This is a genomic window from Planobispora rosea, assembly GCF_014648175.1.
In the GTDB taxonomy this organism is placed as follows: Bacteria; Actinomycetota; Actinomycetes; order Streptosporangiales; family Streptosporangiaceae; genus Planobispora; species Planobispora rosea.
In genome coordinates, this window is sequence record NZ_BMQP01000002.1 from 297,659 (window position 1) to 322,998 (window position 25,340).

A 25,340-nucleotide genomic window follows, 5' to 3' on the forward strand; every position below is an offset into this window, starting at 1 on the left:
GCTGGGAGACATGTTCGGTCAAGTTTTCCTCGCCGGGTCGCGGATCCCGCTCGTGCGGCGCGCGGTCTCCGGCGTGCCGCTGACGCGCAAGGTCGTCGACCGCTTCGTGGCGGGCGAGACCGTCCAGGACGCCGTCGAGGCCGTCCGCCGCCTGACCGGCGCGGGCCTCGCGGTCACCATCGACCATCTGGGCGAGGAGACCCGCGACGCCGCGGCCGCCGCCCACACGGCCGAGGCCTACGTCACCCTGCTCGGCGCGCTGCGCGAGCTGGACCTCGGCGACCGCGCCGAGGCGTCGGTGAAGCTCTCGGCGGTCGGCCAGGCGCTCGGCGCCGACGGCGACAAGATCGCCTTGGAGAACGCCCGGAAGATCTGCGAGGCCGCCTACGCCGCCGGGGCGGACGTGACCCTCGACATGGAGGACCACACCACGGTCGACTCCACGCTCGGCATCCTGCGCGCGCTGCGCGCCGACTTCCCCGCCACGGGCGTGGCGATCCAGGCCTACCTGTTCCGCAGCGAGGCCGACTGCCGCGACCTGGCGCACGAGGGCTCCCGGGTCCGCCTGGTCAAGGGCGCCTACGCCGAGCCCGCCTCCGTCGCGCACCGCGACAGGAACGAGGTCGACAAGGCCTACGTCCGGTGCCTGCGGATCCTCATGGCGGGGCGGGGATACCCCATGGTGGCCACGCACGACGACCGGCTGATCTCGATCACCGAGACCCTCGCCGACCGCTTCGGGCGCTCCCTGGGCGAATACGAATACCAGATGCTGTACGGCATCCGCACCGACAAGCAGCAGGCCCTGGCCGGCGCCGGTCACACGATGCGCGTCTACGTCCCCTACGGCGACGACTGGTACGGCTACTTCATGCGCCGCCTCGCGGAGCGCCCGGCCAACGTCGCCTTCTTTCTCCGTGCCCTTGGAGGCAAGTAGCGATGGATGCCATCTCCAACGTCCCCGTCCCCGCCAACGAGCCGGTGCTCGGCTACGCGCCGGGCAGCGCCGAGCGGACCGCGCTCGAGAACCGCGTCAAGGAGCTGGCCGGGGCCCAGCTCGACCTGACCATGACGATCGGCGGCGAGCGGCGCATGGCCGGCGGCGCCTCCATCGACGTGGTGCAGCCGCACAACCACGCCTCCGTGCTCGGCCGTACGGCCGACGCCACCGCCGGTGACGTGCGGGCCGCGGTCGACGCCGCGCTGGCGGCGGCCCCCGCCTGGCGGGCGCTGCCCTTCGACGAGCGGGCCGCGATCTTCCTGCGGGCCGCCGAGCTGCTGGCCGGGCCCTGGCGGCAGACCCTGAACGGCGCCACCGTCCTCGGCCAGTCCAAGTCGGTCCAGCAGGCCGAGATCGACGCGGCCTGCGAGCTGATCGACTTCCTCCGCTTCAACGTGGCCTACGCCCGCCAGCTCCTCACCGAGCAGCCGGTGTCGTCGCCGGGCGTGTGGAACCGGATGGAGTACCGCCCGCTGGAGGGCTTCGTCCTGGCGATCACGCCGTTCAACTTCACCGCCATCGCGGGCAACCTGCCGGCCTCGGCGGCGCTGATGGGCAACGTCGTGGTCTGGAAGCCCTCCCCCACCCAGCAGTTCGCCGCGCACTACACGATGCGCCTGCTGGAGGAGGCCGGCCTGCCGCCGGGCGTCATCAACATGGTGACCGGCCACGGATCGGCGGTCTCGGAGGTCGCGCTGACCCACCCCGAGCTGGCGGGCATCCACTTCACCGGCTCCACCGCGACGTTCCAGCACCTGTGGGCGACCGTGGGCGCGAACATCACCTCCTACCGGTCCTACCCGCGCCTGGTCGGCGAGACCGGCGGCAAGGACTTCGTGCTGGCCCACCCCTCGGCCGACCCGGCGGTGCTGACCACCGCGCTGGTCCGCGGCGCGTTCGAGTACCAGGGCCAGAAGTGCTCGGCCGCCTCCCGCGCCTACGTGCCGCGCTCGATCTGGACGGCCATCCGCGACGACCTGGTGGCCACCGCCGAGTCGCTGACCGTCGGCGACGTGGCCGCCGACCTGTCGACGTTCATGGGAGCGGTCATCGACGACCGGGCGTTCGCCAAGCACAAGGCGGCGATCGACCGGGCCCGCTCGCTCGACGCGATCGACGTGCTGACCGGCTCCTACGACGACTCCACCGGCTACTTCGTCAGGCCGACCGTGCTGGAGTGCGCCGACCCGACGGACGAGATCTTCGTCAAGGAGTACTTCGGGCCGATCCTCGGCGTGCACGTCTACGACGACGGCGACTTCGACCGGGTGCTGGAGCAGATGGAGAGCGCCTCGCCGTACGCGCTGACCGGATCGCTCATCGCCCGGGACCGCTACGCGGTCGCCGCGGCCTCGGAGAGGCTGCGCTTCGCGGCGGGCAACTTCTACGTCAACGACAAGCCCACCGGCGCGGTCGTCGGCCAGCAGCCCTTCGGCGGCGCCCGCTCCTCGGGCACCAACGACAAGGCCGGTTCGATCTTCAACCTGATCCGCTGGGTGAACGCCCGCACGATCAAGGAGACGTTCGTCCCGCCGACCGACCACCGCTATCCCCACATGGGCTGACGTCCGCGGATCAGGCGGCGTCACCCGTCGCCTCCCTCCGGACGGGGGGAGGCGACGCGGTCTACACCGACGGAGGCGGGTAGCGGTGGATCTCCGCCCGATGACCGGTCGAGCCGGCGAACGTGGCGTCGTCGGTGAGCAGCGGCACGCCCAGCAGTTCGGCGAGGGCCGCGTACATGCCGTCGTAGGCGGTGAGGTTGTTCCGCAGTTCCAGCACCCGCCGCTGCAGCGGCAGCATCGGATGCCGGGTGATCCTGAGCTGGGCGTAACGCTCCAGCATGAGCTGAGCCCGCTCCTCGGAGATGCGTACCTCCGGCTTGCTCGTGATCACATGTCCGCGCACCACCGAAGCGATCTCGACGTCGATCAGCGCCGGGGCGTGCAGCCTGCGGGCCAGCCGCTGGCGGAGCAGGTCGTCGCCCTTCACGTTGGCCAATAGGCGGAAAACGATCGAGGCGTCGACGACCAGACTCACCGGCGGCCCTCACGCAGCGTCTCACGGACGAAGTCGGGATCGTACGGCACCGGCTCGTCGGCGGCGATCCCGGCCATGACCTCGTCCAGCGTCGGGGTGGCCGCCTCCTCGTTCAGCAGGTCGCGCAGATAAGCCGTCAGCGACTTGCCCTCACGCTCAGCCCGCGCCTTCAACGTCCGCTCGGTCTCTTCGGGGATGTCCCGGATCTGCACTATTCCCATGCATGCATATTAGCATGCAATATGCATGCATGGCGGATCCGGACACCACCTCGCAACCACGAGAAGCAGTGGCGCACGAGGGGTGTTCCATCCCGTACGGTTCCCGCACAATGACCGGGTGATCGATCACTACCGCCGGCTCTTCGAGCGGCACCAGTGGCTGCTGAACGGGCTCTGCTGGACCGTCGTCCAGCCGCTGGACGACGACCTCACCGTCGACGATCTCCTGTGGCGCCTGAACGGCGGCCGCGACCCCGAGCGGCGCGGGATGTACTTTCGCGAGGCGGAAGAACTGGAGGAGGGGCGGCTCGTCCTCCTCCTCGTCGAGGAGGACATGGCCTGCGGCTTCCTGAGCGCCTCCGGCGACCCGACCCCGGATGCCATCCTCGCCGAGCTCAGCAGGGGGGCACGGGTGTGGATGACGACATGGCACTTCAAGGGCGGCGAGACGCTCCTGTACGCGGCCGGAGGCGAGATCAGGGCGAAGATATACGACTTCGTCTTCGCGGAGCGCCTGATCGAGCACGGTGATCAGAGCATCCTGGCCGACTTCCGCACACTGCTCGACGGCCTCGGTCCGCAGGACTACCTCGGCAAGTACTGCGCGGCGTTCGCCTTCATCGAGGCGGCCACCGGCGTGGGTCTCGAAACCGAGTGGCTGGAGGCGGAGGAGGCCCCCGTCGTCCTCCTCGACAATCCCGGCCGCGGATGAAACGGCCCTTCGCGGGCCTCGCCCTCCTGCGCTGACCGACTCGCCGTCGTGACGGTGGCCGCGGAAAACCCGGCCACCGGTGGCGAACGCCTCCGGCGGCGACGTCCCGCCCTTCGCCCGAGTCCGTTCCGGGCCCTTCCGGAGAGTACGGTCCACCGGCGTCCGACGAGCGCCGCCTCCCGGAGCCGTATGGGGCGCGGGAAAAATCTTCGAATCCGCTGTAACCATCTGCCGGGATCGCCACTCTTATCTGACGAACCATTACGAAAAGGAAGGGCCACCGAGATGAGCGAGTTCGACGTCACCGCCACCGACTACTACGACACCGACAACGACGGCGGCACCGACGCCCAGCTGATCGACACCGACGGCGACAACGTCGCCGACGAGGAGCGCTACGACGTCGACGGCGACGGCGTCACCGACGTGGTCTACCTCGACCACAACTCCGACGGCGTCACCGACGAGGTCCGTGTCGACCTCGACGGCGACGGGGTCGCCGACTACACCGAGTACCAGGGTCCCTTCCCCACGGCCTGACCGGGACCGGCACGTCCGACGGGGTCCCCGTCCCCTCCCGAGGACCCCCGGTCACCCGGCCCGCCCCGGCCGTGCCGATCACCTGATCATCAGTGGGTCATCGGCGGATCACGGCGAGCCGCCCGGCCCGCTCTCCCCGCCCTGCCCGGTCTCCGTACCCTCCGAAACGTTCTCCTCGCCGTCCGGGGGGCCTTCTGCGCCGTCCGGCCGCTCCGCCCCGTCGCCGTTCATCGGCCGCGAGGAGCCGCACCCGGTGCCGCATCCGCCGAAGCGCGCGGAGTTCACCGGATGGAAGGGCGTGGCCCGCACGCCCCTCAGCGCGGCCATCATGGTGTCCCTCCAGATCGGGCCGGGGATGTCGCCCCCGAAGACCGCACCGTAGTACCGCCCGCCGATGGTGACGCCGCGGAGCTTGTGCTCCGTCGAGCCGCGGGGATCCCCGATGCTGACCGCGCCGGCCAGGTCCGGCGTGAACCCGGCGAACCAGGCGGTGGCGTGGTCGTCGGTGGTCCCGGTCTTGCCCGCGGCGTCGCGGCCGATGCCGCCCACGTGCCGCATCGTGCCCTTGGTGAAGACCCCCGACAGGATGTCCGCCGTGGCGTCGGCGACCTCCGGATCCAGCGCCTGGCGGCATTCGGGCCGGTAGTCGGTCGCCCTGCCGTCCCGGTCGACGATCCGGGTGATGGCCATGGGCCCGCAGTACTTCCCGCGCGCGCCGATGGCGGCGTACGCGGTGGCGACGGTCACCGGGTCCATCTCGTTGATGCCGAGAGTGAAGGTCTGGAACTCCTTCAGCGGCTCGCCGTCGGCCCGCTTGATGCCCAGCGACCGGGCGGTGCGCACGGTGTCGCACAGGCCGACGCGCTCCTCCAGGGCGAGGAAGAAGGTGTTGACCGAGTCCCAGGTGCCCGTCCGCAGGGTCTTGAAGCCGCCCGATCCCTCGTCGTTGGTGACGGTGTGCGTCGGGTCCCCGATGTTCTGCCCCTTGCAGTTCTTGAAGGTGGCGTACCCGGGGGCGCGGTAGCCGGCGCCGGCGCTGAGCCCGTCGTCGAGCCGCATGCCCTCCTTGAGCGCCGCGATCAGGGTGAAGGTCTTGAAGGTCGAGCCCGCCTGGAAGCCGATTCCGCCGCCGTGCGCGACGTCGGCGACGACGTTGTACGAGATCTCGTTCCTGCGCGCGGAGTTGCCGTAGGTACGGCTGGCCGCCATCGCTTTGATCATTCCGGTGCCCGGCTGGACCAGTGCCTGGGCGGCGACCGGGATGTCGGAGACGTGGACCCGCTTCCTGATCGCCCGCTCGGCCGCGGCCTGCATGCGGCGGTCCAGCGTGGTCTCGATCGTCAGGCCGCCGCGGTTGAGGAACCGGGCACGGCTCTCCTCCGTCTTGCCGAAGCTCGGGTTGTTGAGGATCTCGTGCCGCACGTACATGCAGAAGTACGGATACGGGCTGGACTCACACCCGCCGGGCAGCGGCGTGCCCTTGTAGCCCAGCTTCCTGGCCTTGGCCCGCTCGGCCTCCTGCGGTGTGATCTTCCCGAGCTCCGCCATGCGGTCGAGCACGACGTTGCGCCGCTCCAGCAGCCGCCGCCGGTTGTCCCTGCCGCCCTCGGGGTCGGTGCTGTTGGGCAGCTGCACGGCCCCCGCCAGCGTGGCCGCCTGCGCCAGGTCGAGCTCGGCGGCGGAGACCCCAAAGAAGCGTTTGGCCGCCGCCTCGATGCCGTTGGCCCGCGCCCCGAAATAGGCGATGTTCAGGTATTTCTCAAGGATCTCGTCCTTGGTGTACTTCTGCTCCACCGCCATCGCGTGGCGCAGCTCCTTGAGCTTGCGCGCGTAGCTGGCCTCCAGCGCCTTGTTCTTCTCCTTCTCGGTCACGGCCGTGTTGAGCAGCACCTGCTTGACGTACTGCTGGGTGATGGTGGAGCCGCCCTGGCTCACCTGGCCCGAGGCGAGGTTCTTCGCCAGGGCCCGTATGGTCCCCTCGATGTCGATCGGGCCGTGCTCGTAGAAGCGGTAGTCCTCGATGGAGATGATCGCCGTCTTCATCACCTCGGACACCGCGCTGAGCGGGACGACCTCCCGGTACTCCTCGTAGAACTGCGCGATCCGGTTGCCCTCGGCGTCCAGGACCGTCGTCTTCTCCGCCAGCGGCGGCTCCGGGAGGTCCACCGGGCTGAGGTTGAGCTCCTCCGACGCGGCGACGACCAGCGTCCCCGCGCCCCCCACGGCCGGCAGCGCGAGAGCCGCCGCCAGCACCCCCGCGAGCGCCCCCGCCCCGGCGAGCCGCATGATCGCCGTTCCCCGCCGCCTTCCGGCCTCCGGCGTGCCGCTGCTTCCGGTTGTCCAAACCTCTTCGCTGGTAAACATCGTCGGCAAGCAGACCAGATCAGCCGAACAATGTCCAATATTGGTATATATATCCGATCAATATCGGAACAGATATGCGCGCTGGTGGCGACGGGGAGACGGGCTGCCGCCTCAAGCCACGCCTGGGCTCGGGCGGCGCGCCGGGTCTCGCGGAAAGCGGACCGATACGGTCCTCGATGGTGTCTACGGTCGGGAACATGGACATGAACTGGAACCACCTCCTCACCGACCAGCTCGACTGGCACTGGGAGAACCAGCTGCGACCGGGTCTCGACGGCCTGACCGACGACGAGTACTTCTGGGAGCCGGTGGACGGCTGCTGGAGCGTACGGCCGCGCGGTACCGCCGGCGCCCCGATCGCCGCCGGGAGCGGTGACCTCGTCATCGAGTTCGCGTTCCCCGAACCCGATCCGGCGCCGGTGACCACGATCGCCTGGCGGCTCGGGCACCTCATCGTCGGCGTCCTGGGCGGGCGCGCCGGTTCGCACTTCGGCGCGCCCGCCGTGGACTACCAGAGCTTCGCCTACGCGGGCACGGCCGCCGAGGCCCTGCGCCAGCTGGACGGGGCGTACGCGGCGTGGCGGGACGGCGTGCGCGGTCTCGGCGCCGAGGGCCTCGCCCGGCCGTGCGGTCCCGCCGAGGGCCCGTACGCCGAGGAGCCCATGGCCGCCCTGGTGCTGCACATCAACCGCGAGGTGCTCCACCACGGCGCCGAGATCCTGCTCCTGCGCGACCTCTACCGCGACCGCCGCACCCTGCGGCCGTCCCGGGTCTCCGGCGAGGTCTCCCGCTGAGATCCCGCGCGGGACCGGGGTCAGGGCACGAGCGCGGGCAGGACGACCTCCTCCAGGACCGCCCGGGGTGCGGCGTCCTGATCGGGCCCGTCATAGCCGCCCGCGGTGACGGCCACGACGAGGCCGAGGCCGGGCAGGAGGAAGAGGCGCTGCCCGCCGTTGCCCGTCGCGGTGGCCCGTCCGTCGGGGTCGACGTGCCACAGGTAACCGTAGGACGCGCCCCAGGGGGTCGGCACACGCGGCTGGAGCATGGCCTCGACCCAGTCCGCCGGGACCACCTCGCGGTCCAGTACGGCCTGGCCGATCCTGGCCAGGCCGCGCGGGGTCAGCCGGAGCCCGGAGGCCGCCGAGGCGACCCCGTCGTCCCCGGCCGTCCACGCGAAGGAGCCGATGCCGAGCGGCTCGAACAGCGCGGTGCGCGCGAACTCCTCCAGCGGCCGCCCGGCGCCCCGGGCGATGAGGGCGCCGACCAGCGCCACGGCGCCCCCGCTGTACTGCCTGCGGACACCCGGCTCCTCGACGATCGGGCGTTCCAGGACGAACCGGTAGCGGTCCTCCGCCATCTCCATGGCGATCTCGCTGTTCTCCGGGCCGGTGTACGGGGCGCTCTCGTCCCATTCCAGGCCGAGCGTCATGGTCAGCGCGTGCTCGACGGTCAGCCGCGCCCGCCGGGGATCGGCGGCCAGGTCGGGGTACTCGGGGAAGTGGCGCAGGATCGGCTCTCCGGGCTCGGGCACCAGGCCGTCGGCGAGCGCGATGCCGTACAGCACACCGACGACGCTCTTGGTGACCGAGCGGACGTCGTGCAGGGTCTCCGGCCCGAACTCGACCGTGCCGAGCGGCGTGCCCCAGGAGAAGTCCGGACCGCTGCCGTAGTGCTCCAGGACCAGCTCGCCGTGGCGGGCCACCACGACGCCGTGCAGGTCCGGGGCCCCTCCCCGGCGGACGAGGCCGTCGAGCCGGTCCGCCAGGTCGGGGGCGAACCCCGCCTTCTCAGGACTGGATCTCTGCCACACGATTCCTCCACATTTTCCGGAACATATCTAGTGGCAAGCCTTCCGTAAGGAAGAAACTGGCGCATCACCAAATTTCATGCGAAACACCGTCATCCTCTGGCTATTCGCCGCCGAGACGGCCCCGGCGATCCGGAAACTTTCCCCTTCCACCCTTCGTCAAAGGGGTAAAGACCGGATAAAGGCCATGCTTCCACGGGGGGCGCCACACGGGGGCACAGACGGGGGCACACACGGGCCGGAGCACGCGGGGGTCGGAGCGCACGGGAGGTACGGGGAGCGTTGACGGGCAGTCCGGGGGCGGCGGGGCCGCCGATGAGCGCCGAGGGCGTCGACCACGCCCTGCGCGGCCGCCGCGAGGAGCGGGACCGCATCTCCGACGGGGTTCTCGACCTCGACGCGCACACCATCCTCCGGCTGCTGAAGACCTCCGCGCTGCGCGGGGAGACCTCGCGGCGCTGGGAGCGGGCCCAGGGGCGCCTGGCCCTGCTCTGGGCGCTGCTGGACGCCTACCGCGGTGTGCTGGAGGAGGCCGAGCGGATCCGGGGCGGTCACCGGAGGCTCGGGCCCGAAGAGCTCACCGGCCTCACCTGGCTGCTCACCGGGCCCGCCGTACGGCTCGCGCCGGACTCGGGGCCGGTGGAGCGACGCCGGCTGCTGGGCCCCGGGGAGCAGCGCTTCACCCTGGACGAGGCGGTGGCCGCGATGGAGCTGGCCTTCCACGACGTCACCGGCCTGGTCGCGGAGGTCGACGCGGTCTGGAACGCGGTGCTCCCCCGCCTGGACGCCGCCGCGGCCGAGGCGGGCGCGGCCCGGGACCTGCTGCGCGAGCTGGGCGGCGACGACCCGGACCTGGGGGCGTGCGAGCGGGAGATCGAGCGGGTCCGCGAGGAGCTGCGCCACGACCCGCTCGGCGACGGCGGGCGGGACGTGGAGTGGATCGCCGACGCCGCCGCCCGCCTGCACGAACGGGTGCGGCGGGCCGCCGGGGTCCGGTGCGCCTACGGCCCGCGGCGCGAGGCGCTGCGCGCCCTGCTCGGCCGGGTGGCCGCCGCCGAGCAGGAGTTCCTGCGCACCCGTGACCTGGTGGTGACGAAGATCGCCTCTCCCGCGCTGCCCGCCCTCCCCGGCCGGGCGGCCCCCCTGGGCGAGCGTCTGGCCGCGCTGGACGCCCCGGCCCCCGCCGAGGACGGCGCCCCCGGGCCCGCCGGACCGGGCGGGCCGGGCGGGCCGGGCGGCGACGGCGGTGAACGCTGGCTGGAACGCGCCGACCTCCTCGCCGAGCTGGAACGCGCCGCGGAGGAGGCCCTGCGGCGGGCGGAGGGGGCCGTCGCCTCCCTGCGCGAGCTGATCGAGCGCCGCGACGAGCTCCGCGGCCGGCTGGAGGCCTTCCGGGCCCGGGCCGTACGGCTCGGCCTGGCCGAGGACCCCGCGCTCGCCCGCGCGCACCTGCGCGCCCACGACCTGCTCTGGACGGCCCCGTGCGACCTGCGGAAGGCGACGGAGGCCGTCACCGGATACCAACGCGCGATCCAGGGAGCCGCCGGATGACCGCTTGCGCCCAGCCGAACTGCACGGGAACCATCGAGGACGGCTACTGCGACCTGTGCGGCCACGCCGCCTCGCCGCCCGCGGCCCCTCCTGCGTCCGTCCCCGCCTCGCACCCCTCGTACGGCTCCGCCCCGTCCTCGTACGGTTCCGCGCCCTCGCCGTACGGTTCCGTCCCGTTCTCGTCCCCGTCCGCTCCCGGCGTCTCCCCGTCCTCGCCCGTCACGGTCCCCTCCGGGAGCCGCGGCAGCGCCCCGACCTCCGGCCGCGGGACCCTGGGCACCGGGGGATCCCGGCCCGGGCAGCTGGGCTCGGGGCTGGCCGAGGTCCCCCCGGTGGTCTACCGGGACCCGATGGCGGTGGTGCTGCAGGACCCCCAGGTGCCCGAGGAGAAACGCTTCTGCGCCAAGCCCGACTGCGGCAGGCCGGTGGGCCGCAGCAGGAACGGGCGGCCGGGCCGTGCCGAGGGGTTCTGCCCGCACGACGGCACCCGCTTCTCCTTCACCCCCAAGCTGCGCGAGGGCGACCTGGTCGCCGGGCAGTACGAGGTGAAGGGCTGCCTGGCCCACGGCGGGCTCGGCTGGATCTACCTGGCCGCCGACCGCAACCTCGACGGCCGCTGGGTGGTGCTCAAGGGGCTGCTGAACACCGCCGACGCCGAGGCGCTGGCCGTGGCGGAGGCCGAACGGCGCTTCCTGACCGGCGTGGACCACTCCAACATCGTCAAGATCTTCAACTTCGTCCGGCACCGGGAGCCCGGCGCCGAGGCCGGGCGGATGGCCGGATACCTCGTCATGGAGTACGTCGGCGGCGAGTCCCTGCACGACCAGCTCCGCCGCAGGCTCCGGGAGAGCGGCAACACCGAGGCGCTGCCGCTGCGCCAGGCGATCCCGTACGCGCTGGAGATCCTGCGCGCCCTCGGCTACCTGCACGAGCGCGGCATGCTCTACTGCGACCTCAAGCCGGCCAACGTGATCCAGGTGGGCAGGGAGCTCAAGCTCATCGACCTGGGGGCGGTGCGGATGGCCTCCGACCAGGACAGCCCCATCTACGGGACGGTCGGCTACCAAGCGCCGGAGATCGCCTCCTCAGGACCGTCGGTCGCCTCCGACCTCTACACGGTCGGGCGGACGCTGGCGGTGCTGAGCTTCCCGTTCAGCCCGGTCCGCGGCGGCGCCGAGGCTCCCCTTCCCGGCCTCGGCGAGCTGCCGCCCGCGGTCAGGTACGAGTCCTTCCACCGTTTCCTGCTCCGGGCGACCGACCCCTCCCCCGCCGCCCGTTTCGCGAGCGCGGAGGAGATGGCCGACCAGCTGCTCGGCATCCTGCGGGAGGTGCGCGCCGCCGAGGACGGCATGCCCTACCCCGCGCCGTCGGCCCTGTTCGGGCCCGAGCGGATCCCCGCCGGGACCGCCGTCGCGGCGCGCGGCGAAGGCCGGATCCTGGAACCGCTGAGGCGGGCCGCCGCGGCGGCCGCCCTGCCGGTGCCGCTGGCCGACCCCGCCGACCCGGGCACCGCGTTCCTGTCCGGCCTGACCGCCCGCACCCCCGGCGAGCTGATCACCATGCTCGGCTCGGCGCCGCACACGCCGGAGACTCTGCTCGCGCTCGCCCGGCTCAGCGCCGAGCAGGGCGGCGGGGAGACGGGCGGCCTGCTCGCCCGGGCCGCGAGGGAACTGCCCGGCGACTGGCGGGTCCTGTGGACCCGGGGGGTGTACGCGCTCGTCGCGGGCGACCCGGTGGAGGCCGTACGGATCTTCGACCGCTGCTACGACCTGGTGCCCGGGGAGTGCGCGGCCCGGCTGGCGCTGGCGTTCGCCCTGGAGTGCGCCGGGGACGCGGGGCCGGCCGCCGCGCGGTACGGGAGCGTGTGGCGCACCGACCGCTCCTACGTGAGCGCCGCCTTCGGCCTGGCCAGGACGCTCATGGCGGTCGGCGACACGGACGGGGCGATGAGGGTGCTCGACGAGGTCCCGCACAGCTCCAGCCACTTCGTGGCGGCGCAGCTGGCCGTCGTGGCGGGGAGCGTCCGGGGCCGGGATCCCGCCGCCCTGGACGCCGCCGCGCTGGCCGGGACGGGAGAGCGGCTCGCCGACCTGGACGGCCTCGACCCCCGCCGGCGGCGGGAGATGGCGGCCGAGGTCCTGGAGAGCGCGCTCGACTGGCTCGGCTCGGGGGCCGGTTCAGGGACGCGCGCCGCCTCCGGCCCGAACGCCGGCGCCCTGCTCGGGACGCCGTTCACCGAACGCGCGCTCCGGCGGGAGCTGGAACGCCTCTACCGCGAGCTGGCGCGGGCCGCGGCCACCACCGCCGAGCGGTACGCGCTCGTCGACCGGGCCAACGCCTCCCGTCCCAGGACGATGTTGTGATCGGCGTGGAGACGGGGGCGTGCCCGCGCTGCGGGGAGGGCGTGCGGCCCGGGGAGTCCTTCTGCGAGTGCTGCGGGCAGCGGCTGGAGGCCGCCCGGTGCGTGCGGTGCGGGCCCGCGCCGGTGGACCCGGACGGCTACTGCGAGCTGTGCGGCCTGCGACAGCCCGCCGGGAACGACCACGTCGAGGTGGAGGCGGGCGGCGCGGCGGGAGTGAGCGACCGCGGCCTGCGGCACGCCCGCAACGAGGACGCCATGGCGCTGGTCGCCGTGGACGGCCTGACGGCCGGCGTGGTCTGCGACGGCGTGTCCTCCTCGCCCCGGCCTGAGACCGCCTCGGCCGCGGCCGCCGAGATCGGTGCCGCCACGCTCCTGGCGGAACTCCGCTCGGGCGCGGACCCGGCCGCCGCCACCCGCACCGCCGCCGCCCGGGCCGCCGCGGCCGTGGCCGCCCTGGCCTCCTCCCCCGACGACGCACCGGCCTGCACCTACGTCTCCGCGGTCGTCGAGTCCGGCGCGATCACCGTCGGCTGGGTGGGCGACAGCCGCGCCTACTGGCTGCGCGCCGAGGACTCCGTGCTGCTCACCGAGGACGACGTCGCCGCCCCCGGCGTGTTGTCCGCCTGGCTCGGGGCGGACGCCGGCGCGGTGGAGGCGCGCGTCCGCACACTCGCGCCCGAGGGGCCGGGCGTGCTCCTGGTGTGCAGCGACGGACTGTGGGGCTACCTGGAGGAGGCCCGCGCCCTGGCCCCTCTCGCCACCGGGGACGCGCCGCCGGAGGCGGCCCGCGCCCTGGTGCGGCACGCCCTCGCGGCCGGGGGCCGCGACAACGTCACCGTCCTGGTGATCCCGTACGGTCCACCGCCCGGACCCGCACCCGCAGACCTGGGGAGAAGCGCATGAGCGACCAGCCCGTGTTCACGCTGGACATCGACCAGAACAAATACCTGGCCGCGGGCGGCCGGGAGATCCACGCCATCCTCACCGTCGAGGCCACGGGCGCGCCCGGTACGGACGGGGCCGTGGAGGCCGCCGAGGTGATCATCGTCGACGCCTCAGGCTCGATGAGCGGAGAGAAGATCGCCGAGGCCCGCCGGGCCGCGCAGACCGCGGTGGAGACGTTGCGGGACGGGGTGCACTTCGCCATCGTCTCCGGGACCCACGAAGCGATCAAGATCTTCCCGGAGGGGCGCGGCATGGTCAGAGCCGACGCACGCACCAGGCAGCAGGCGTGGGGGGCGCTGAACAGGCTGGACGCCGGAGGCGGGACCGCGATCGGCAAGTGGCTCCGGCTCGCCGCGGAGCTGCTGGCCGACCACCCCGGCGCGGTCCGGCACGCCATCCTGCTGACCGACGGCCAGAACAACGAGGACGAGCGCACGTTCGGCGCCGCCCTCGCCCACTGCGCGGGCGGGTTCGTGTGCGACAGCCGGGGGGTCGGAACCGACTGGGCCCCCGCCGAGCTGCGCAAGGTCGCCGACGCGCTGCTGGGCACCTCCGGGTTCATCCGCCGGCCGGAGGAGCTCGCCGACGACTTCCGGGCGATGGTCGAGACCACCATGGGCAAGGCGGTGGCCGAGGTGGCGCTGCGGATCTGGACCCCGCAGAACGGCAGGGTGCGCTACCTCAAGCAGGTGTCGCCGACCCTGGCGGAACTGACGGGCATGCGCTCCCCGGTCGACCAGCTGACCGGTGACTACCCGACCGGGGCCTGGGGCGCGGAGACACGGGTCTACCACCTCTGCGTCGAGGTGGCCCCCGGGGCGGTCGGCCAGGAGATCCGGGGGGCGTGGGTGCGGCTGGTGGTCCCGGGCGGCGGTGAGGTCCTCGCCCGGGGCAACGTGCTGGCCCAGTGGACCGACGACCTGGCCCTGTCCACCCGGGTGAGTCCGGGCGTGGCCCACTACACCGGGCAGGCGGAGCTGTTCGACCTGATCCAGGAGGGCCTGGGCGCGCGGGCCGCGGGGGACCTGGACACCGCGACCGCGCGCCTGGGCCGGGCCAGGGTGCTGGCCGAGCAGTCGGGCAACGAGGAGACCGCCCGGCTGCTCGCCAAGGTCGTCGAGGTCGATCCGGGGACCGGTACCGCCCGGCTCCGGCGCTCCGTCGACCGGGCCGACGAGATCGCGCTCGACACCGGGTCCGTGCGCACGGCGCGCATGCGCGGCGGGTCCGGGACCGGGACCGGTGATCCCGGCGACCCGGGAACCTCCGGGTTCCGCAGCGCCACGGGCTGACAGGGAGGGGACGCCATGACCATCTGTCCCCAGGGACACGACCCGGGCGAGGCGGGCCTCGCCGACGGGTACTGCGACGTCTGCGGCACCCGCCTGACCGGCACGGCGGGAACGGGCCCGCCCGGCGCGGGAGTCTCCGTCCCGGCCCCGCACGCGCCGCCCGCCGGGACCGGAGCCGGGTCCGGGTCCGGGGCCGGGGCCGGGGCCGGGGCCGGGCAGGCCCGGGAGTGCGCCGCCTGCGGGGCGCCGGTCATCGGGCGTTTCTGCGAGGACTGCGGCCACGACCAGACGGCTCCCGTCCCGGACCCGGCGGGCGAGCTCCCCCGGTCCGCCTCGGGACCGGCGCGCGCGCTCCCGAACGGTCCCTCGGCCGGACCGGCCGCCCGGTGGGAGGCGACCGTCCAGGCGGACCGCGACCACTACGACCGGATGATCGCCCAGGGCGGGCCGGACGCCGGGCGGATAGCGTTCCCGCCGTACTGCCCCCGGCGGGACATCCCGCTGGCGGACGGGGAGATCCGCATCGGACGGACCAGCCGGTCGAGGAACCTGGTCCCGGAGATCGACCTCGGCGACCCGCCCGAGGACCCCGGGGTCTCCCACCTGCACGCCGTGCTGCTCCCCTCGCCCGGCGGCGCGTGGACCCTGGTCGATCCCGGCTCGGCCAACGGCACGGTGGTCAACGGCAGGCAGGTCGGGGTGAACGAGCCGGTGCCGGTGGACGACGGCGACCGGATCCACCTCGGCGCGTGGACCCTCATCACACTGCGGCGCAGGAGACAAGCATGACATCCGTCCCGGTGAACCGGACCCCCGCACCGCCCGCCCCCGGCCCCGCCGCCTCCCCCGTCCCGGGAACGCCCCGGGCCCCGGGGACGGCTCCGGGAACGGTCCCGGCTCCGGCGGGCCCCGAGCCGTCCCCGGTGGCCCCGGTATCCTCGGTGTCCCCGTCCTCTCCCGCGCCCCGGGGCCGGGCCGGGCCGCCGTCGCGCCTGCGGAGCGTGCCCGGGCGGGTCCTCGCCATCGCGGGCGGCTCCGTCCTCGCCCTCGCCCTGCTCTTCGGCGCGCTGTCGGCCTCCTTCCAGGACGTCAACGACGGCCTGAAGATCATCGGCCATGACGCCGGACCGCAGGTCGTGGCCACGGCGGACCTGTACTTCGCGCTCAGCGACATGGACACCCAGGTCGCCAACGTGCTGCTGATCGGCGACGAGCACGGGCTCGGCAAGGGGCGGCAGCGGGCGCTGGAGCTGTACGAGCGGCGCAGGAGCGACGCCGGGCGGGCGGTGCTGCAGGCCTCGGCCCTGGCCGGTACGGACCCGGCCGAGCGGCGGACCGTCCAGGCGGTCCTGGACGGCCTGGGCCGCTACGAGCGGCTGGCCGCCCGCGCCCTGCTCATGGACGAGCAGGCCGGTCACCCCGCGGGCCCGCCCCCGCAGCGGGTCCTGGAGGTCTACCGCGAGGCGACCGACCTGATGCGGCTGGAACTGCTGCCCATGGCCTACAACCTCACCCTGGAGAGCGGGACCATCGTGCGCCGCGCCCACGAGGAGCGCACCGCCGCGCTGCGGACCGGGCAGGTGCTCGTGGCCGCCGCCGGGATCCTCGCGCTCGGCGGCCTGGTCTGGCTCCAGGTGTTCCTCGCCCGGCGGTTCCGCCGGGTGCTCAACCCGGCCCTGCTGGTGGCGACGGCGATCGCCGGGATGTACGCGCTGACCGGGTTCACGGTCCTCGGCGGGGAGACCGACGTCCTGCGGCAGGCCAAGCAGGAGGGGTTCGACTCCGTGCTCGCCCTGGCCCGGGCGCGCGCCGTGGGCAACAGCATGCACGGCGACCAGAGCCGCTACCTCCTCGACCCGGAACGGGCCGACACCTACGAGCAGACCTACCTCGACAAGTCCCAGTCGGTGCTCTACGCGCCGAGCGGGAACCTCGGCGCCTACTACAGGGCGGTGGACGAGGGGGTGGACGCCTATCCCGCCGCCACGACCCGGTTCCTGGGTCTCATCGGGCGGGAGGCGGCCCGCTCCGGCCCGTCCGGGCGTCAGGAGGCGATCATCGATGTGCTCCGGCGGTACCGGGAGTTCCAGCGGAGCGACGTCCTGATGCGGCGGGCGTCCCCGCGCGAGGCGGTCGAGCAGCTGGTGGGACCGCTGACGACGAGGTTCGAGGCGTACGACGCCGCGCTGGTGAAGCTCGCCGGGATCCACCGCGCCACGTTCGACCGGGCGGTGCGCGACGGCGAGGAGCGGGTCGACGAGCTGTGGTTCCTGCTGCCGGTAGCCATGGTCTCCACAGCCGTGCTGATCGTCGCCGGGGTCTGGCCCCGGCTGTCGGAATACCGTTGACGGGAGGGACCGTGCGACCTGTGAGTGTCAGGGCCGCGCTCGCCGCGGCGGCGGGACTGGTGGTCCTGCTGGCCGGGGCCTGCGGGACCGGCCGTCCCGAGTCGATCCTGGACCGCGAGACCCTGGTGATCGGCGTCAAGCCCGACCAGCCCGGCCTGGGGATGAAGGTCGGCGAAGGGCGCTACGAGGGCTTCGACGTCGACGTCGCCGGAGAGGTGGCCCGCCGGATCGGGGCCCGCGGCGTCAGGTTCGTCACCGTGCTGTCCTCCAACCGCCAGCGGTTCATCGAGGAGGGGAAGGTCGACCTGGTCGTCGCGACCTATTCGATCACCCCGCCGAACAGGTCCAAGGTGACCTTCGCCGGGCCGTACTACGTCGCCCACCAGGACACCCTCGTGCGCGCGGAGGACGAGGACGTCGACAACGTGCGGGATCTGAAGGGCAGGCGCCTGTGCCAGGCCGCCGGGTCGAACTCCTGGCGCAGGGTGAAGGAGGAGCGGCAGATCGCCGTCCGGCTCGTCGCCGCCGCCTCCTACAGCGAGTGCCTGGACAAACTGCGCGACAGGACGGTGGACGCGGTCTCCACCGACGACCTGATCCTGGCCGGGTTCTCCGCCCGGGCCGGGTCGGCGTTCCGGATCGTCAACGCGCCGTTCACCGACGAGCGGCTGGGCATCGGCATGCGCAAGGGCGACCTCGACGGCTGCGAGGCGGTCAACCGGGCGCTCACCGCCATGTACCAGGACGGAACCGCGGAGCGGCTGCTGAAGAAGTGGTTCGGCGCGTCGGGCCTGGACCTGACCTTCAGCGTCCCCCAGTTCGAGGGCTGCGCCTGACGTCCGGGGCCGTGACGCCGTGGCGCACGGCGCCGTCGCCCCCCGGACACCGTGGCGTACGGCGTCATGAGTAGGCGGCGACCATGCCGGCGATCATCCCGATGACGCCGAGCACGGTGACCGCGGCTCCGGCGGCCACCGCGGTGCGGCGGCCGCGCCGGGCGCCGAGGAAGTACATGATCACATAGGGCAGGAAGGCCAGGCTCGCGATCCCGAGGAAGGGGAGGGTGAGCGCGGCGGCCACGCCCGCCGTGCCCGCCTTGACCGCGCGGTCGCCCTCGGGGGCGAGCTGGGCGCGGGTGACGTCGCCCGCCTCGGAGTCCGGGGAGGCGTCCACCGGGACCGCCGCGCCGCCGCCGTCGGGGGCGAAGCCGCCCTTGCAGTCGTAACGGCCCCTGCCCAGGTCCTCGCAGGAGACCACGGTCAGGGTGCCGGGCGTGCCGGTCACGCCGGCCGCCAGCTTGATGTCGCCCACCGCGGACAGGATCGGCAGCAGGCCGAGCGCCAGCCAGCACAGGACGAGGACCACCCGGGCGGCGGGGCCGGGCAGGTTGCCCGGCCGCGGCTTCACTCCGGGCTGGATGGCGTCCACGATGTCCTCAAACGAGTCACTCATGGACATATCGTGCATTACTCCACTTGCGACTCGCCTGACACCGGCTTGCGGCGGGCCTCGGCCTCCGCTGCGTCCATCGCGGCGGCCTCCTCCGGGGTCGGCGCGGTGCCGCCCAGGTGCCGGGGCTGCCACCAGACGCCCTGCGGGATCTCCGGGTAGGTCCGCTGCGCCTGGTCCAGCAGCTCCGTCATCCGCGCGCGCAGGGCCACGGTGGCGGCGTCGTAGTCGTCGCCCCGCTTGGGATTCATCGGCTCGCCCACCAGGATGGTCACCGGCACGTGGCGCTGGAGCAGCTTCCTGGGACGGCCCTTGGTCCACAGGCGCTGGGTGCCCCAGAGCGCGACCGGGACCATCGGGACGCCCGCCGCGACGGCCATCCGCACGGCGCCGTTCTTGATGTCCTTGACGGTGAAGGACCTGCTGATCGTGGCCTCGGCGAAGACGCCCACGACCTCGCCGCCCCGCAGGGCCTTCAGCGCCGCGCCGAACGCCGAGGCACCCGCCGACCGGTCGACCGGGATGTGGTGCATGCCGCGCATCAGCGGACCGGAGATCCTGTGGTCGAAGACCTCCTTCTTGGCCATGAAGCGCACCAGGCGCCCGGCCGGCCGGGCGGCGAACCCGGCGAAGATGAAGTCGAGGTAGCTGATGTGGTTGCTGACCAGCACCGCTCCGCCGGTCCTCGGGATGTTCTCGGCGCCCTCGACGCGGATCTTCATGTCCAGCGCCCGGAACATGGTCAACGCCGCCCCGATGACCGGGGGGTACACGATCTCAGCCATGGCTGAACCGTACCCCAGCGGACCCGCCCGCCCCGACCGGCACCGGGGACGGGCCTCAGCGGAGGTACCCCTCGAACGGGGTGCGGCGGTCGCGCAGGCGGTCGGCCACCTCCAGATGGGAGTGGCCGTCGCAGGTCAGCGGCGACCGGACCGGCACGACCAGCGCCGCCGGGAGGGACGCGCCCGGCGGCTTCGCGGGGTCCGGGAAAGGCGCGGTGAACGGCGCCGAGGCTCTGCGGGCCTCGATGATGGCGTGCATGTCCGCGAGCCGCTCGTGCACCTCGGCGAGGATGGCGCAGGTCGTCTCCGCCTGCGCGAGCATCCTTCCCCGCTCCGCCTGCATCTCCTCCCTCAGCCGCGCCGACCTCTCCAGGACCGACCGCCTCTCCAGGAGGACACGCCGCTCCTGCACCGGGTCCGGTGCGATGGATCCCGGGAGGGCACCGTCGGCCGCGTTCCGCTCCCTGCGCGGCCCGGACCGCCGCCCCAGGCCCCGCAGGATCGACGTGTGCCGCGCCCCGGCCGGGGCCCCCGGCCGCTGCTCGCAGGCCAGGAAGACGGCGGGACAGCTGGGCGACGGCGCCGGCCACATCAGCTGGCCCAGCTTGTGCACCGCCTCATGGGCGATGATCACCAGCTCTCCGCCCCTGTCGCGGAGCTCCCGGTGCGCGCGCGCGAGCATCCGCATCCCGCTGATGTCGCAGAAAGTCATCGTGGCGGCATCCACCAGAACGTGCAGCACGTCCCCGGCGATCAACCGTCTCAGCGTGGACTCCACCCGCTCCTGATTGCAGGCGTCCAGTTCCCCCGTCACCGCCACGACGGCCGAAGCCGTCTCGGCGTCGCGGTGGACCACGCGCACCGTGAGATCCATGCTCATGGATACCTCATCGCGGCCGTCCGTGCCAGCGTTTACCTGATGTCGCGAGGATACACCGCATGAGTCCACGCGTACCCGGATAGGAGAGGTCTATGAGCGGCTTCAGCAGACGGGATCTGGTGGTCGTCGCCGCCTCGGCGGGGGGCGTCGAGTCCCTCCGTGCCCTGATGGCCGCGCTGCCCGGCGACCTTCCCGCCTCGCTCCTGCTGGTGCTGCACATCCCTCCCCGAGGGGGCAGCGCCCTGGCCGGGATCCTCGATCGCGCCGGGCCGCTGAAGGCGGCCCCCGCCGTCGACGGAGAGCCCCTGCGGCACGGACGGGTCTACGTCGCGCCCCCCGACCACCACCTGCTCGTGCACGATGCGACGGTCCGGTTGTCGCGGGGGCCCCGGCACAACGGGCACCGCCCGGCGGCCGACCCGCTGTTCATGAGCGCCGCGATCGAGGGCGGTCCGCGCACGCTCGCCGTGGTCCTGAGCGGCATGCTCGACGACGGTTCCCGGGGGTGCGCGCTCGTGGAGCGCTACGGCGGGGCGGTCGCCGTACAGGACCCGGAGGAGAGCCTCTTCGCCGGGATGCCGCGCGCGGCGCTGGACGCCACGCGCGACCCCGAGGTGCTGCCCGTCGCGGAGATCGCCCGGTTGATCGTACGGCAGAGCGGAATGCCCGCCGGAGAGGAGGAAAGGGTGCCCGATCCGCAGATCGAGCGTGACGCGCAGGCCGAGCGCGAGGTGTCCCTCTTCCTGAGGACCGGCCGGCCCACCACGCCCGCCGGGGACCTCACCGGTTTCACCTGCCCGGAGTGCAACGGCCCCCTGTACGAGACGGGGATCAGGCCCTACCCCCGCTACGAGTGCCGGGTGGGCCACGTGTGGTCCGCCCAGACCATGGCCGACGGCCAGGCCGTGGCCGTGGAGCGGGCGCTGTGGGTGGCGATCCTGCGCCTGGAGGAGCGGCTGCGGGTGCTGGATCGCCTGACCCGGAACTCGGAGCGGCGCGGGCATACCCACTCGGTGCAGCGCTTCCGGGATCAGGCCGAGGAGATCGGCGAGGCCCTGGAGACGATGCGCATGCTGCAATCACGCATCGGCGGGTTCGAGGACGACCTGCTTTCTTCATGACGGGGCCCGGCCCGAATACCCTGTGACGTGTGAAGCCTGGCGAAGAACGTGAATTCACCGATCTCCTCCTCATGTTGAAGGAGACCCGGGGTTTTGACTTCACGGGGTACAAACGCACCACCCTCACGCGCCGCATCGGCCGCCGGCTGGAGGCGCTGAAGCTCCGCGACTACGGGGAGTACCGCGACTACCTGGAGTTGGAGCCCGAGGAGTTCGGTCTGCTCTTCGACAGCCTGCTGATCAACGTGACCAGCTTCTTCCGCGACGCGGCGGCCTGGCAGACCCTCCGCGAGACGATCGTCCCCGCCCTGTTGTCGGCCAAGGGCCCCGGCAGGGCGATCCGCGTGTGGAGCGCGGGCTGCGCGACCGGCGAGGAGGCCTACAGCCTCGCGATGGTGCTGGCCGACAGGCTCGGCCTGGACGCGTTCCGGGAGCGGGTGAAGATCTACGCCACCGACCTGGACGAGAAGGCGCTCCAGGTCGCGCGCACCGCCGTCTACACCGACCGTCATCTGGCCGAGGTCCCGGAGGCGACGCGCCGCACCTACTTCGAGCCGGTGGAGGGCGGCTTCGCCTTCCGCCGCGACCTGCGCAGGCAGCTCATCTTCGGCCGGAACGACCTCACCCGGGACGCGCCGATCTCCAGGGTGGACCTGCTGCTGGCCCGCAACACGCTGATGTACTTCAACACCGAGACGCAGCTCAACATCGTCCGCAAGTTCCACTTCGCTCTCGGCAACCCGGGCTACCTGTTCCTGGGCAAGGCCGAGATGCTGCTCAACCACGGTGACAAGTTCGAGCCGGTGGACCTGCGCATGCGGCTGTTCCGGAAGGTCGGGCCGCCGGTCACGGGTTCCCGCGTTCCCTGGCCCGAGGAAGGAACACTGGTCGATCCGTACGCCGGTGACCCGGCGCTGCAGAGCGCCGCGCTGGCCTCGGGGCCGGTCGCCCAGCTCGTCCTCGACCGCAGCGGCAACCTCGCCATGGTCAACTCGCGTGCCGAGGCGCTGTTCAACCTCACTCCGAGCGACATCGGACGCCCGTTCCAGGATCTGGAGGTCTCCTACCGCCCGGCCGAGCTCCGCTCGGTGATGGACCAGGTGGTGGCCGACCTGCGCGCGACCGAGTTGCAGGACGTCACCTGGCGCCGCCCCAACACCACGGAGACCAGTTCCTTCGACATCTCGGTGGTCCCGCTCGTCGCCGCGGAGGGAGGGGAACTGCTCGGGGTCGGCATCAACTTCCACGACGTGACGCGCTACAGCAGGCTCCGCGACGAGCTGGAGCAGGCCAACCGGGAGCTGGAGCACGCCTACGAGGAGCTGCAGTCGCTGAACGAGGAACTGGAGACCACCAACGAGGAACTGCAGTCGACCAACGAGGAACTGGAGACCACCAACGAGGAACTGCAGTCGACCAACGAGGAACTGGAGACGATGAACGAGGAGCTGCAGTCGGCCAACGACGAGCTCCAGCAGATCAACGAGGTGCTGAACACCCGCAGCGCCGAGCTCGACCGGGCCAACGACTTCATCTCCTCGGTGGTGCGCAGCCTCGGCGACGCCGTGATCGTGGTCGACGGCGGTCTCCGGGTGCTCGTCTGGAGCCCCGGTGCCGAGGACCTGTGGGGACTGCGCCCCGAGGAGGCCATCGGCCGCCAGTTCACCGCACTCGACATCGGCCTGCCCGTCGAGAAGGTCCTGCCCCGGCTGCGTTCGCTCATCGAGGCGGGGCTCGAGTCCGGCAACGGCCGGATGGAGGGAACGGTGGTGGACGCGGTGAACCGGAGGGGGCGGACCACCCGGCTCGGCGTCTCGTTCTCCCGTCTGCGGGCCGAGGACGCGCCGCTGCACGGCGTGATCATGGTGATGAACCTGCTCCCCGACGAGTGACCGCTATTCGCCCCGTTCCCGGCCCTGCAGGCGGCGCCGGAGCGTGGCGTCCCTCGGCGGGGGAATGGAGATCTCTCCCTGGATGAGGGCACGGCTGACGGCGGTCAGTTTGAGATTGTGCCCGCGGGCGTAGTCACGCAGCACGGCGAAAGCCTGCTCGGGGGCCAGCTGCAGCCGTCCGGCGAGCAGGCCCTTGGCCTGCTCGATCAGGATGCGGCTGTCCAGCGCGAGCTGGAGCTGCTCGGTGACGGTCTCGTGGTGGCGGACGGCGCGACGGTGCAGGATGCCGATGGCGGCCATGTCGGCCAGGGACCGGCCGAGTCCGACGACCTCCTCATCGAGCATGCCCACGGTGGTGCTGAACAGGTTCATCGCGCCGACGCACCGGTCGCGCAGGCTCATCGGCAGGGCGTACACCGCGGAGTACCCGGCCGCCAGGGCGGCGGGGGCGAAGAACGGCCAGCGGCCGGCGCAGGCGTTCAGGTCGGGGCAGCTCACCGGGACACGGCTGTGGTACGCCTCCAGGCAGGGGCCCTCCTGATGGCTGAGCTGGGACAACCCGAGGACCCTCGCCTGCTCGCCGGAGGCGGCCACCATGCCCAGCGGGCCGGTGGGGTCGGCCAGCAGAACCCCGCAGGCGGCGACGCCGAGCAGGTCCACGGTGTGGTAGGCGAGGTTGTCCAGGAAGTCGATGACGTCGAAGTCGTCCACCAGCGTGTCGGCCAGCTCCACAAGGACCTGACCCACCCGCCGTTCAGCGGAGCCCATCCCTTCTCCTCGGGGATAGAGGTGGCAGGAGTATCGAGGTTGCGCCCTCCATACCCTATCGAACCAGATATAGCTGATCACGCATAGAAATCATCGCCGGTCTCAGGCCGTTATCTCTGGCGAATACCAGTGACGGCACCTACAATGAGCCTTAAGGCTTTTTCTGACATAAAGTGCGATTTGCACCATTCAGGATCGCGAAGATCGCAATCTTCGAGCCGTCCAGACCCCGCGGCCTCGATACGGTCGTGGGCGCGGCGAGGAACATCGGATCCCCCGCCTCCTCATGACCGGGCACGAGACCCGTCTGATGCCGGCGAGGAGTGGCGCTTCATGAGCAGCAAGCCGACCGTTCGATCCCCGGGCCGCGCCCATCGGAGACGATCCGGCCCACCGGCTCCCGAAGGACCGTCCTCCCCCGCGCCCGGCCATCCGGCGGCGGCACCGCCCGCGCCCATCCGGATGATCCCCCTCGTGTTCCGTCGCGGCGACCGCGACGGCCATGCCGCCGAGCGGTTCACGGCCGGCGACATCCGCGCATGACCGCGGGGCCGGGTGCCCCGCGGGGGTGGGCATCCGGCCTTTCCCCCTCCTCCCCCATCCGGGACGAGCATGACGGGATGATCGCCCACCCGGTCGCGGCCTGGGAATTCACCCGTAATCAGGCCAGCGCCATACGATGCGCCATCGCCGAACAGGCCGCCCGCCACGGCCTCAAGGGCGTACGGCGCGCGGACTTCCTCCTGGCCGTCTACGAGAGCATGACCAACGCGCTCAAGCACGCCGGCGGCCGCGGCCTGGTCCGGCTCTGGGCCGGCGACGGACTGCTGCACTGCGAGATAACCGACCGGGGACCCGGCATACCCGGCGCGGCCATCGACGGAGACCGCATGCCGCCGGGTCACGCCATCGGCGGCCGGGGCCTGTGGCTGATCCGCCGCCTCAGCGAGTCCGCCGACTTCACCACCGGCCCCGAGGGGACGACGGTCCGGATCGCCTTCCGCCTCGACGGTGACCCTTCCTTCCCCTGAGCGCGGCCCGCCCCTCACCCGGTGGCCGCCCCGGCCGGTCCGGCGAACTTCCTCTCGCGACACGTCTTTCACGAATCGGTGGCCGAGTTGGAAGCGATTTCCTATACTTCACCATGGAGCCACCTGGTTACAGAACGCAATAACTCGCACCATTTGTGGCATTTAACGCACATCGATCCCTGGGCCGTCCAGACCCCGCGGCCTCCGGCGACGCAGGCGGAGGCGAGGCCGC

Annotated in this window: 23 protein-coding genes; 15 read left to right on the plus strand and 8 right to left on the minus strand. The window is 72.5% G+C overall.

What is annotated here, in order from left to right:
- Positions 1–10: 10 nt before the first annotated feature.
- Together IEZ08_RS03120 and pruA are read left to right on the plus strand one after the other, a co-directional pair.
- The gene (locus tag IEZ08_RS03120) at positions 11–937 is read left to right on the plus strand and encodes a proline dehydrogenase family protein (protein ID WP_068922833.1); all 927 of its coding nucleotides are present in this window, start codon (positions 11–13) and stop codon (positions 935–937) included.
- A gap of 2 nt (positions 938–939) precedes the next feature.
- Positions 940–2,565, plus strand: coding sequence for an L-glutamate gamma-semialdehyde dehydrogenase (gene pruA / locus IEZ08_RS03125; RefSeq protein ID WP_068922832.1), 1,626 nt, complete (start codon positions 940–942; stop codon positions 2,563–2,565).
- Positions 2,566–2,626: 61 nt separating this feature from the next.
- Here pruA and IEZ08_RS03130 read toward each other — a convergent pair whose 3' ends face one another.
- Positions 2,627–3,040: a type II toxin-antitoxin system VapC family toxin gene (locus IEZ08_RS03130; RefSeq protein WP_068922831.1), complete on the minus strand. Its 414-nt coding sequence runs from the start codon at positions 3,038–3,040 to the stop codon at positions 2,627–2,629.
- Positions 3,037–3,261 carry a FitA-like ribbon-helix-helix domain-containing protein gene (locus IEZ08_RS03135; RefSeq protein ID WP_068922830.1) on the minus strand — a complete coding sequence of 75 codons (225 nt, stop codon included), beginning with the start codon at positions 3,259–3,261 and terminating at the stop codon, positions 3,037–3,039. The genes IEZ08_RS03130 and IEZ08_RS03135 overlap by 4 nt, the downstream gene beginning before the upstream one ends.
- A gap of 118 nt (positions 3,262–3,379) precedes the next feature.
- Here IEZ08_RS03135 and IEZ08_RS03140 point away from each other — a divergent pair, with 118 nt between their 5' ends.
- Both IEZ08_RS03140 and IEZ08_RS03145 read left to right on the plus strand, forming a co-directional pair.
- Positions 3,380–3,973: a hypothetical protein gene (locus IEZ08_RS03140; RefSeq protein ID WP_068928659.1), complete on the plus strand. Its 594-nt coding sequence runs from the start codon at positions 3,380–3,382 to the stop codon at positions 3,971–3,973.
- A 285-nt stretch (positions 3,974–4,258) separates the two neighbouring features.
- Positions 4,259–4,513: a hypothetical protein gene (locus IEZ08_RS03145; protein WP_068922829.1), complete on the plus strand. Its 255-nt coding sequence runs from the start codon at positions 4,259–4,261 to the stop codon at positions 4,511–4,513.
- A gap of 108 nt (positions 4,514–4,621) precedes the next feature.
- Here the strand turns inward: IEZ08_RS03145 and IEZ08_RS03150 are convergent, their stop codons facing one another.
- A complete protein-coding gene (locus IEZ08_RS03150) occupies positions 4,622–6,799 on the minus strand; it encodes a transglycosylase domain-containing protein (protein WP_229802883.1) in 2,178 nt (725 codons plus the stop codon).
- A gap of 275 nt (positions 6,800–7,074) precedes the next feature.
- Here IEZ08_RS03150 and IEZ08_RS03155 point away from each other — a divergent pair, with 275 nt between their 5' ends.
- Positions 7,075–7,671, plus strand: a complete 597-nt coding sequence (locus IEZ08_RS03155) for a DinB family protein (RefSeq protein WP_203863220.1) — start codon at positions 7,075–7,077, stop codon at positions 7,669–7,671.
- Positions 7,672–7,691: 20 nt separating this feature from the next.
- Here IEZ08_RS03155 and IEZ08_RS03160 read toward each other — a convergent pair whose 3' ends face one another.
- On the minus strand, positions 7,692–8,687 hold the full coding sequence (locus IEZ08_RS03160) for a serine hydrolase domain-containing protein (protein WP_203863221.1): 996 nt from the start codon (positions 8,685–8,687) through the stop codon (positions 7,692–7,694).
- A gap of 279 nt (positions 8,688–8,966) precedes the next feature.
- Between IEZ08_RS03160 and IEZ08_RS03165 the strand changes: the two genes are divergently transcribed.
- From IEZ08_RS03165 to IEZ08_RS03195, 7 genes are read left to right on the plus strand one after another with little or no spacing between them, the layout of a single operon-like run.
- Positions 8,967–10,235: a hypothetical protein gene (locus IEZ08_RS03165; protein WP_189241619.1), complete on the plus strand. Its 1,269-nt coding sequence runs from the start codon at positions 8,967–8,969 to the stop codon at positions 10,233–10,235.
- Positions 10,232–12,598 carry a serine/threonine-protein kinase gene (locus IEZ08_RS03170; protein WP_189241620.1) on the plus strand — a complete coding sequence of 789 codons (2,367 nt, stop codon included), beginning with the start codon at positions 10,232–10,234 and terminating at the stop codon, positions 12,596–12,598. Before IEZ08_RS03165 ends, IEZ08_RS03170 begins: the two co-directional genes overlap by 4 nt.
- Positions 12,595–13,500, plus strand: coding sequence for a PP2C family protein-serine/threonine phosphatase (locus tag IEZ08_RS03175; RefSeq protein ID WP_068922825.1), 906 nt, complete (start codon positions 12,595–12,597; stop codon positions 13,498–13,500). Before IEZ08_RS03170 ends, IEZ08_RS03175 begins: the two co-directional genes overlap by 4 nt.
- A complete protein-coding gene (locus IEZ08_RS03180; protein WP_189241621.1) occupies positions 13,497–14,834 on the plus strand; it encodes a vWA domain-containing protein in 1,338 nt (445 codons plus the stop codon). Before IEZ08_RS03175 ends, IEZ08_RS03180 begins: the two co-directional genes overlap by 4 nt.
- 15 nt (positions 14,835–14,849) lie before the next feature.
- Entirely contained in the window at positions 14,850–15,623 is a 774-nt protein-coding gene (locus tag IEZ08_RS03185) for an FHA domain-containing protein (protein WP_068922824.1), read from the plus strand.
- A complete protein-coding gene (locus IEZ08_RS03190; protein WP_203863222.1) occupies positions 15,620–17,182 on the plus strand; it encodes a GlnX family signal transduction membrane protein in 1,563 nt (520 codons plus the stop codon). The genes IEZ08_RS03185 and IEZ08_RS03190 overlap by 4 nt, the downstream gene beginning before the upstream one ends.
- A gap of 11 nt (positions 17,183–17,193) precedes the next feature.
- A complete protein-coding gene (locus IEZ08_RS03195) occupies positions 17,194–18,018 on the plus strand; it encodes a glutamate ABC transporter substrate-binding protein (protein ID WP_084779966.1) in 825 nt (274 codons plus the stop codon).
- 64 nt (positions 18,019–18,082) lie between these two features.
- On the opposite strand, the gene IEZ08_RS03200 is transcribed toward IEZ08_RS03195, so the two are convergent.
- Genes IEZ08_RS03200 through IEZ08_RS03210 form a run of 3 tightly spaced genes read right to left on the minus strand, consistent with a single transcriptional unit; the run spans position 18,083 to position 20,296 of the window.
- Complete coding sequence (locus tag IEZ08_RS03200) at positions 18,083–18,634, minus strand: hypothetical protein (RefSeq protein WP_068928655.1); 552 nt, start codon at positions 18,632–18,634, stop codon at positions 18,083–18,085.
- Positions 18,635–18,648: 14 nt separating this feature from the next.
- The gene (locus IEZ08_RS03205) at positions 18,649–19,416 is read right to left on the minus strand and encodes a lysophospholipid acyltransferase family protein (RefSeq protein WP_068922822.1); all 768 of its coding nucleotides are present in this window, start codon (positions 19,414–19,416) and stop codon (positions 18,649–18,651) included.
- A gap of 55 nt (positions 19,417–19,471) precedes the next feature.
- Positions 19,472–20,296 (minus strand): STAS domain-containing protein, encoded by an 825-nt coding sequence (locus tag IEZ08_RS03210; RefSeq protein ID WP_068922821.1) that lies wholly within the window; start codon positions 20,294–20,296, stop codon positions 19,472–19,474.
- 92 nt (positions 20,297–20,388) lie between these two features.
- On the opposite strand from IEZ08_RS03210, the gene IEZ08_RS03215 reads away from it, so the two are divergent.
- A complete protein-coding gene (locus IEZ08_RS03215; RefSeq protein ID WP_068922820.1) occupies positions 20,389–21,417 on the plus strand; it encodes a chemotaxis protein CheB in 1,029 nt (342 codons plus the stop codon).
- A gap of 29 nt (positions 21,418–21,446) precedes the next feature.
- Positions 21,447–23,309 (plus strand): CheR family methyltransferase, encoded by a 1,863-nt coding sequence (locus IEZ08_RS03220; RefSeq protein WP_084779964.1) that lies wholly within the window; start codon positions 21,447–21,449, stop codon positions 23,307–23,309.
- A gap of 3 nt (positions 23,310–23,312) precedes the next feature.
- Here IEZ08_RS03220 and IEZ08_RS03225 read toward each other — a convergent pair whose 3' ends face one another.
- A complete protein-coding gene (locus IEZ08_RS03225) occupies positions 23,313–24,077 on the minus strand; it encodes a GAF and ANTAR domain-containing protein (RefSeq protein ID WP_189241622.1) in 765 nt (254 codons plus the stop codon).
- Positions 24,078–24,697: 620 nt separating this feature from the next.
- Here IEZ08_RS03225 and IEZ08_RS03230 point away from each other — a divergent pair.
- Complete coding sequence (locus tag IEZ08_RS03230) at positions 24,698–25,108, plus strand: ATP-binding protein (protein ID WP_068922817.1); 411 nt, start codon at positions 24,698–24,700, stop codon at positions 25,106–25,108.
- The last annotated feature ends 232 nt before the right edge of the window (positions 25,109–25,340 follow it).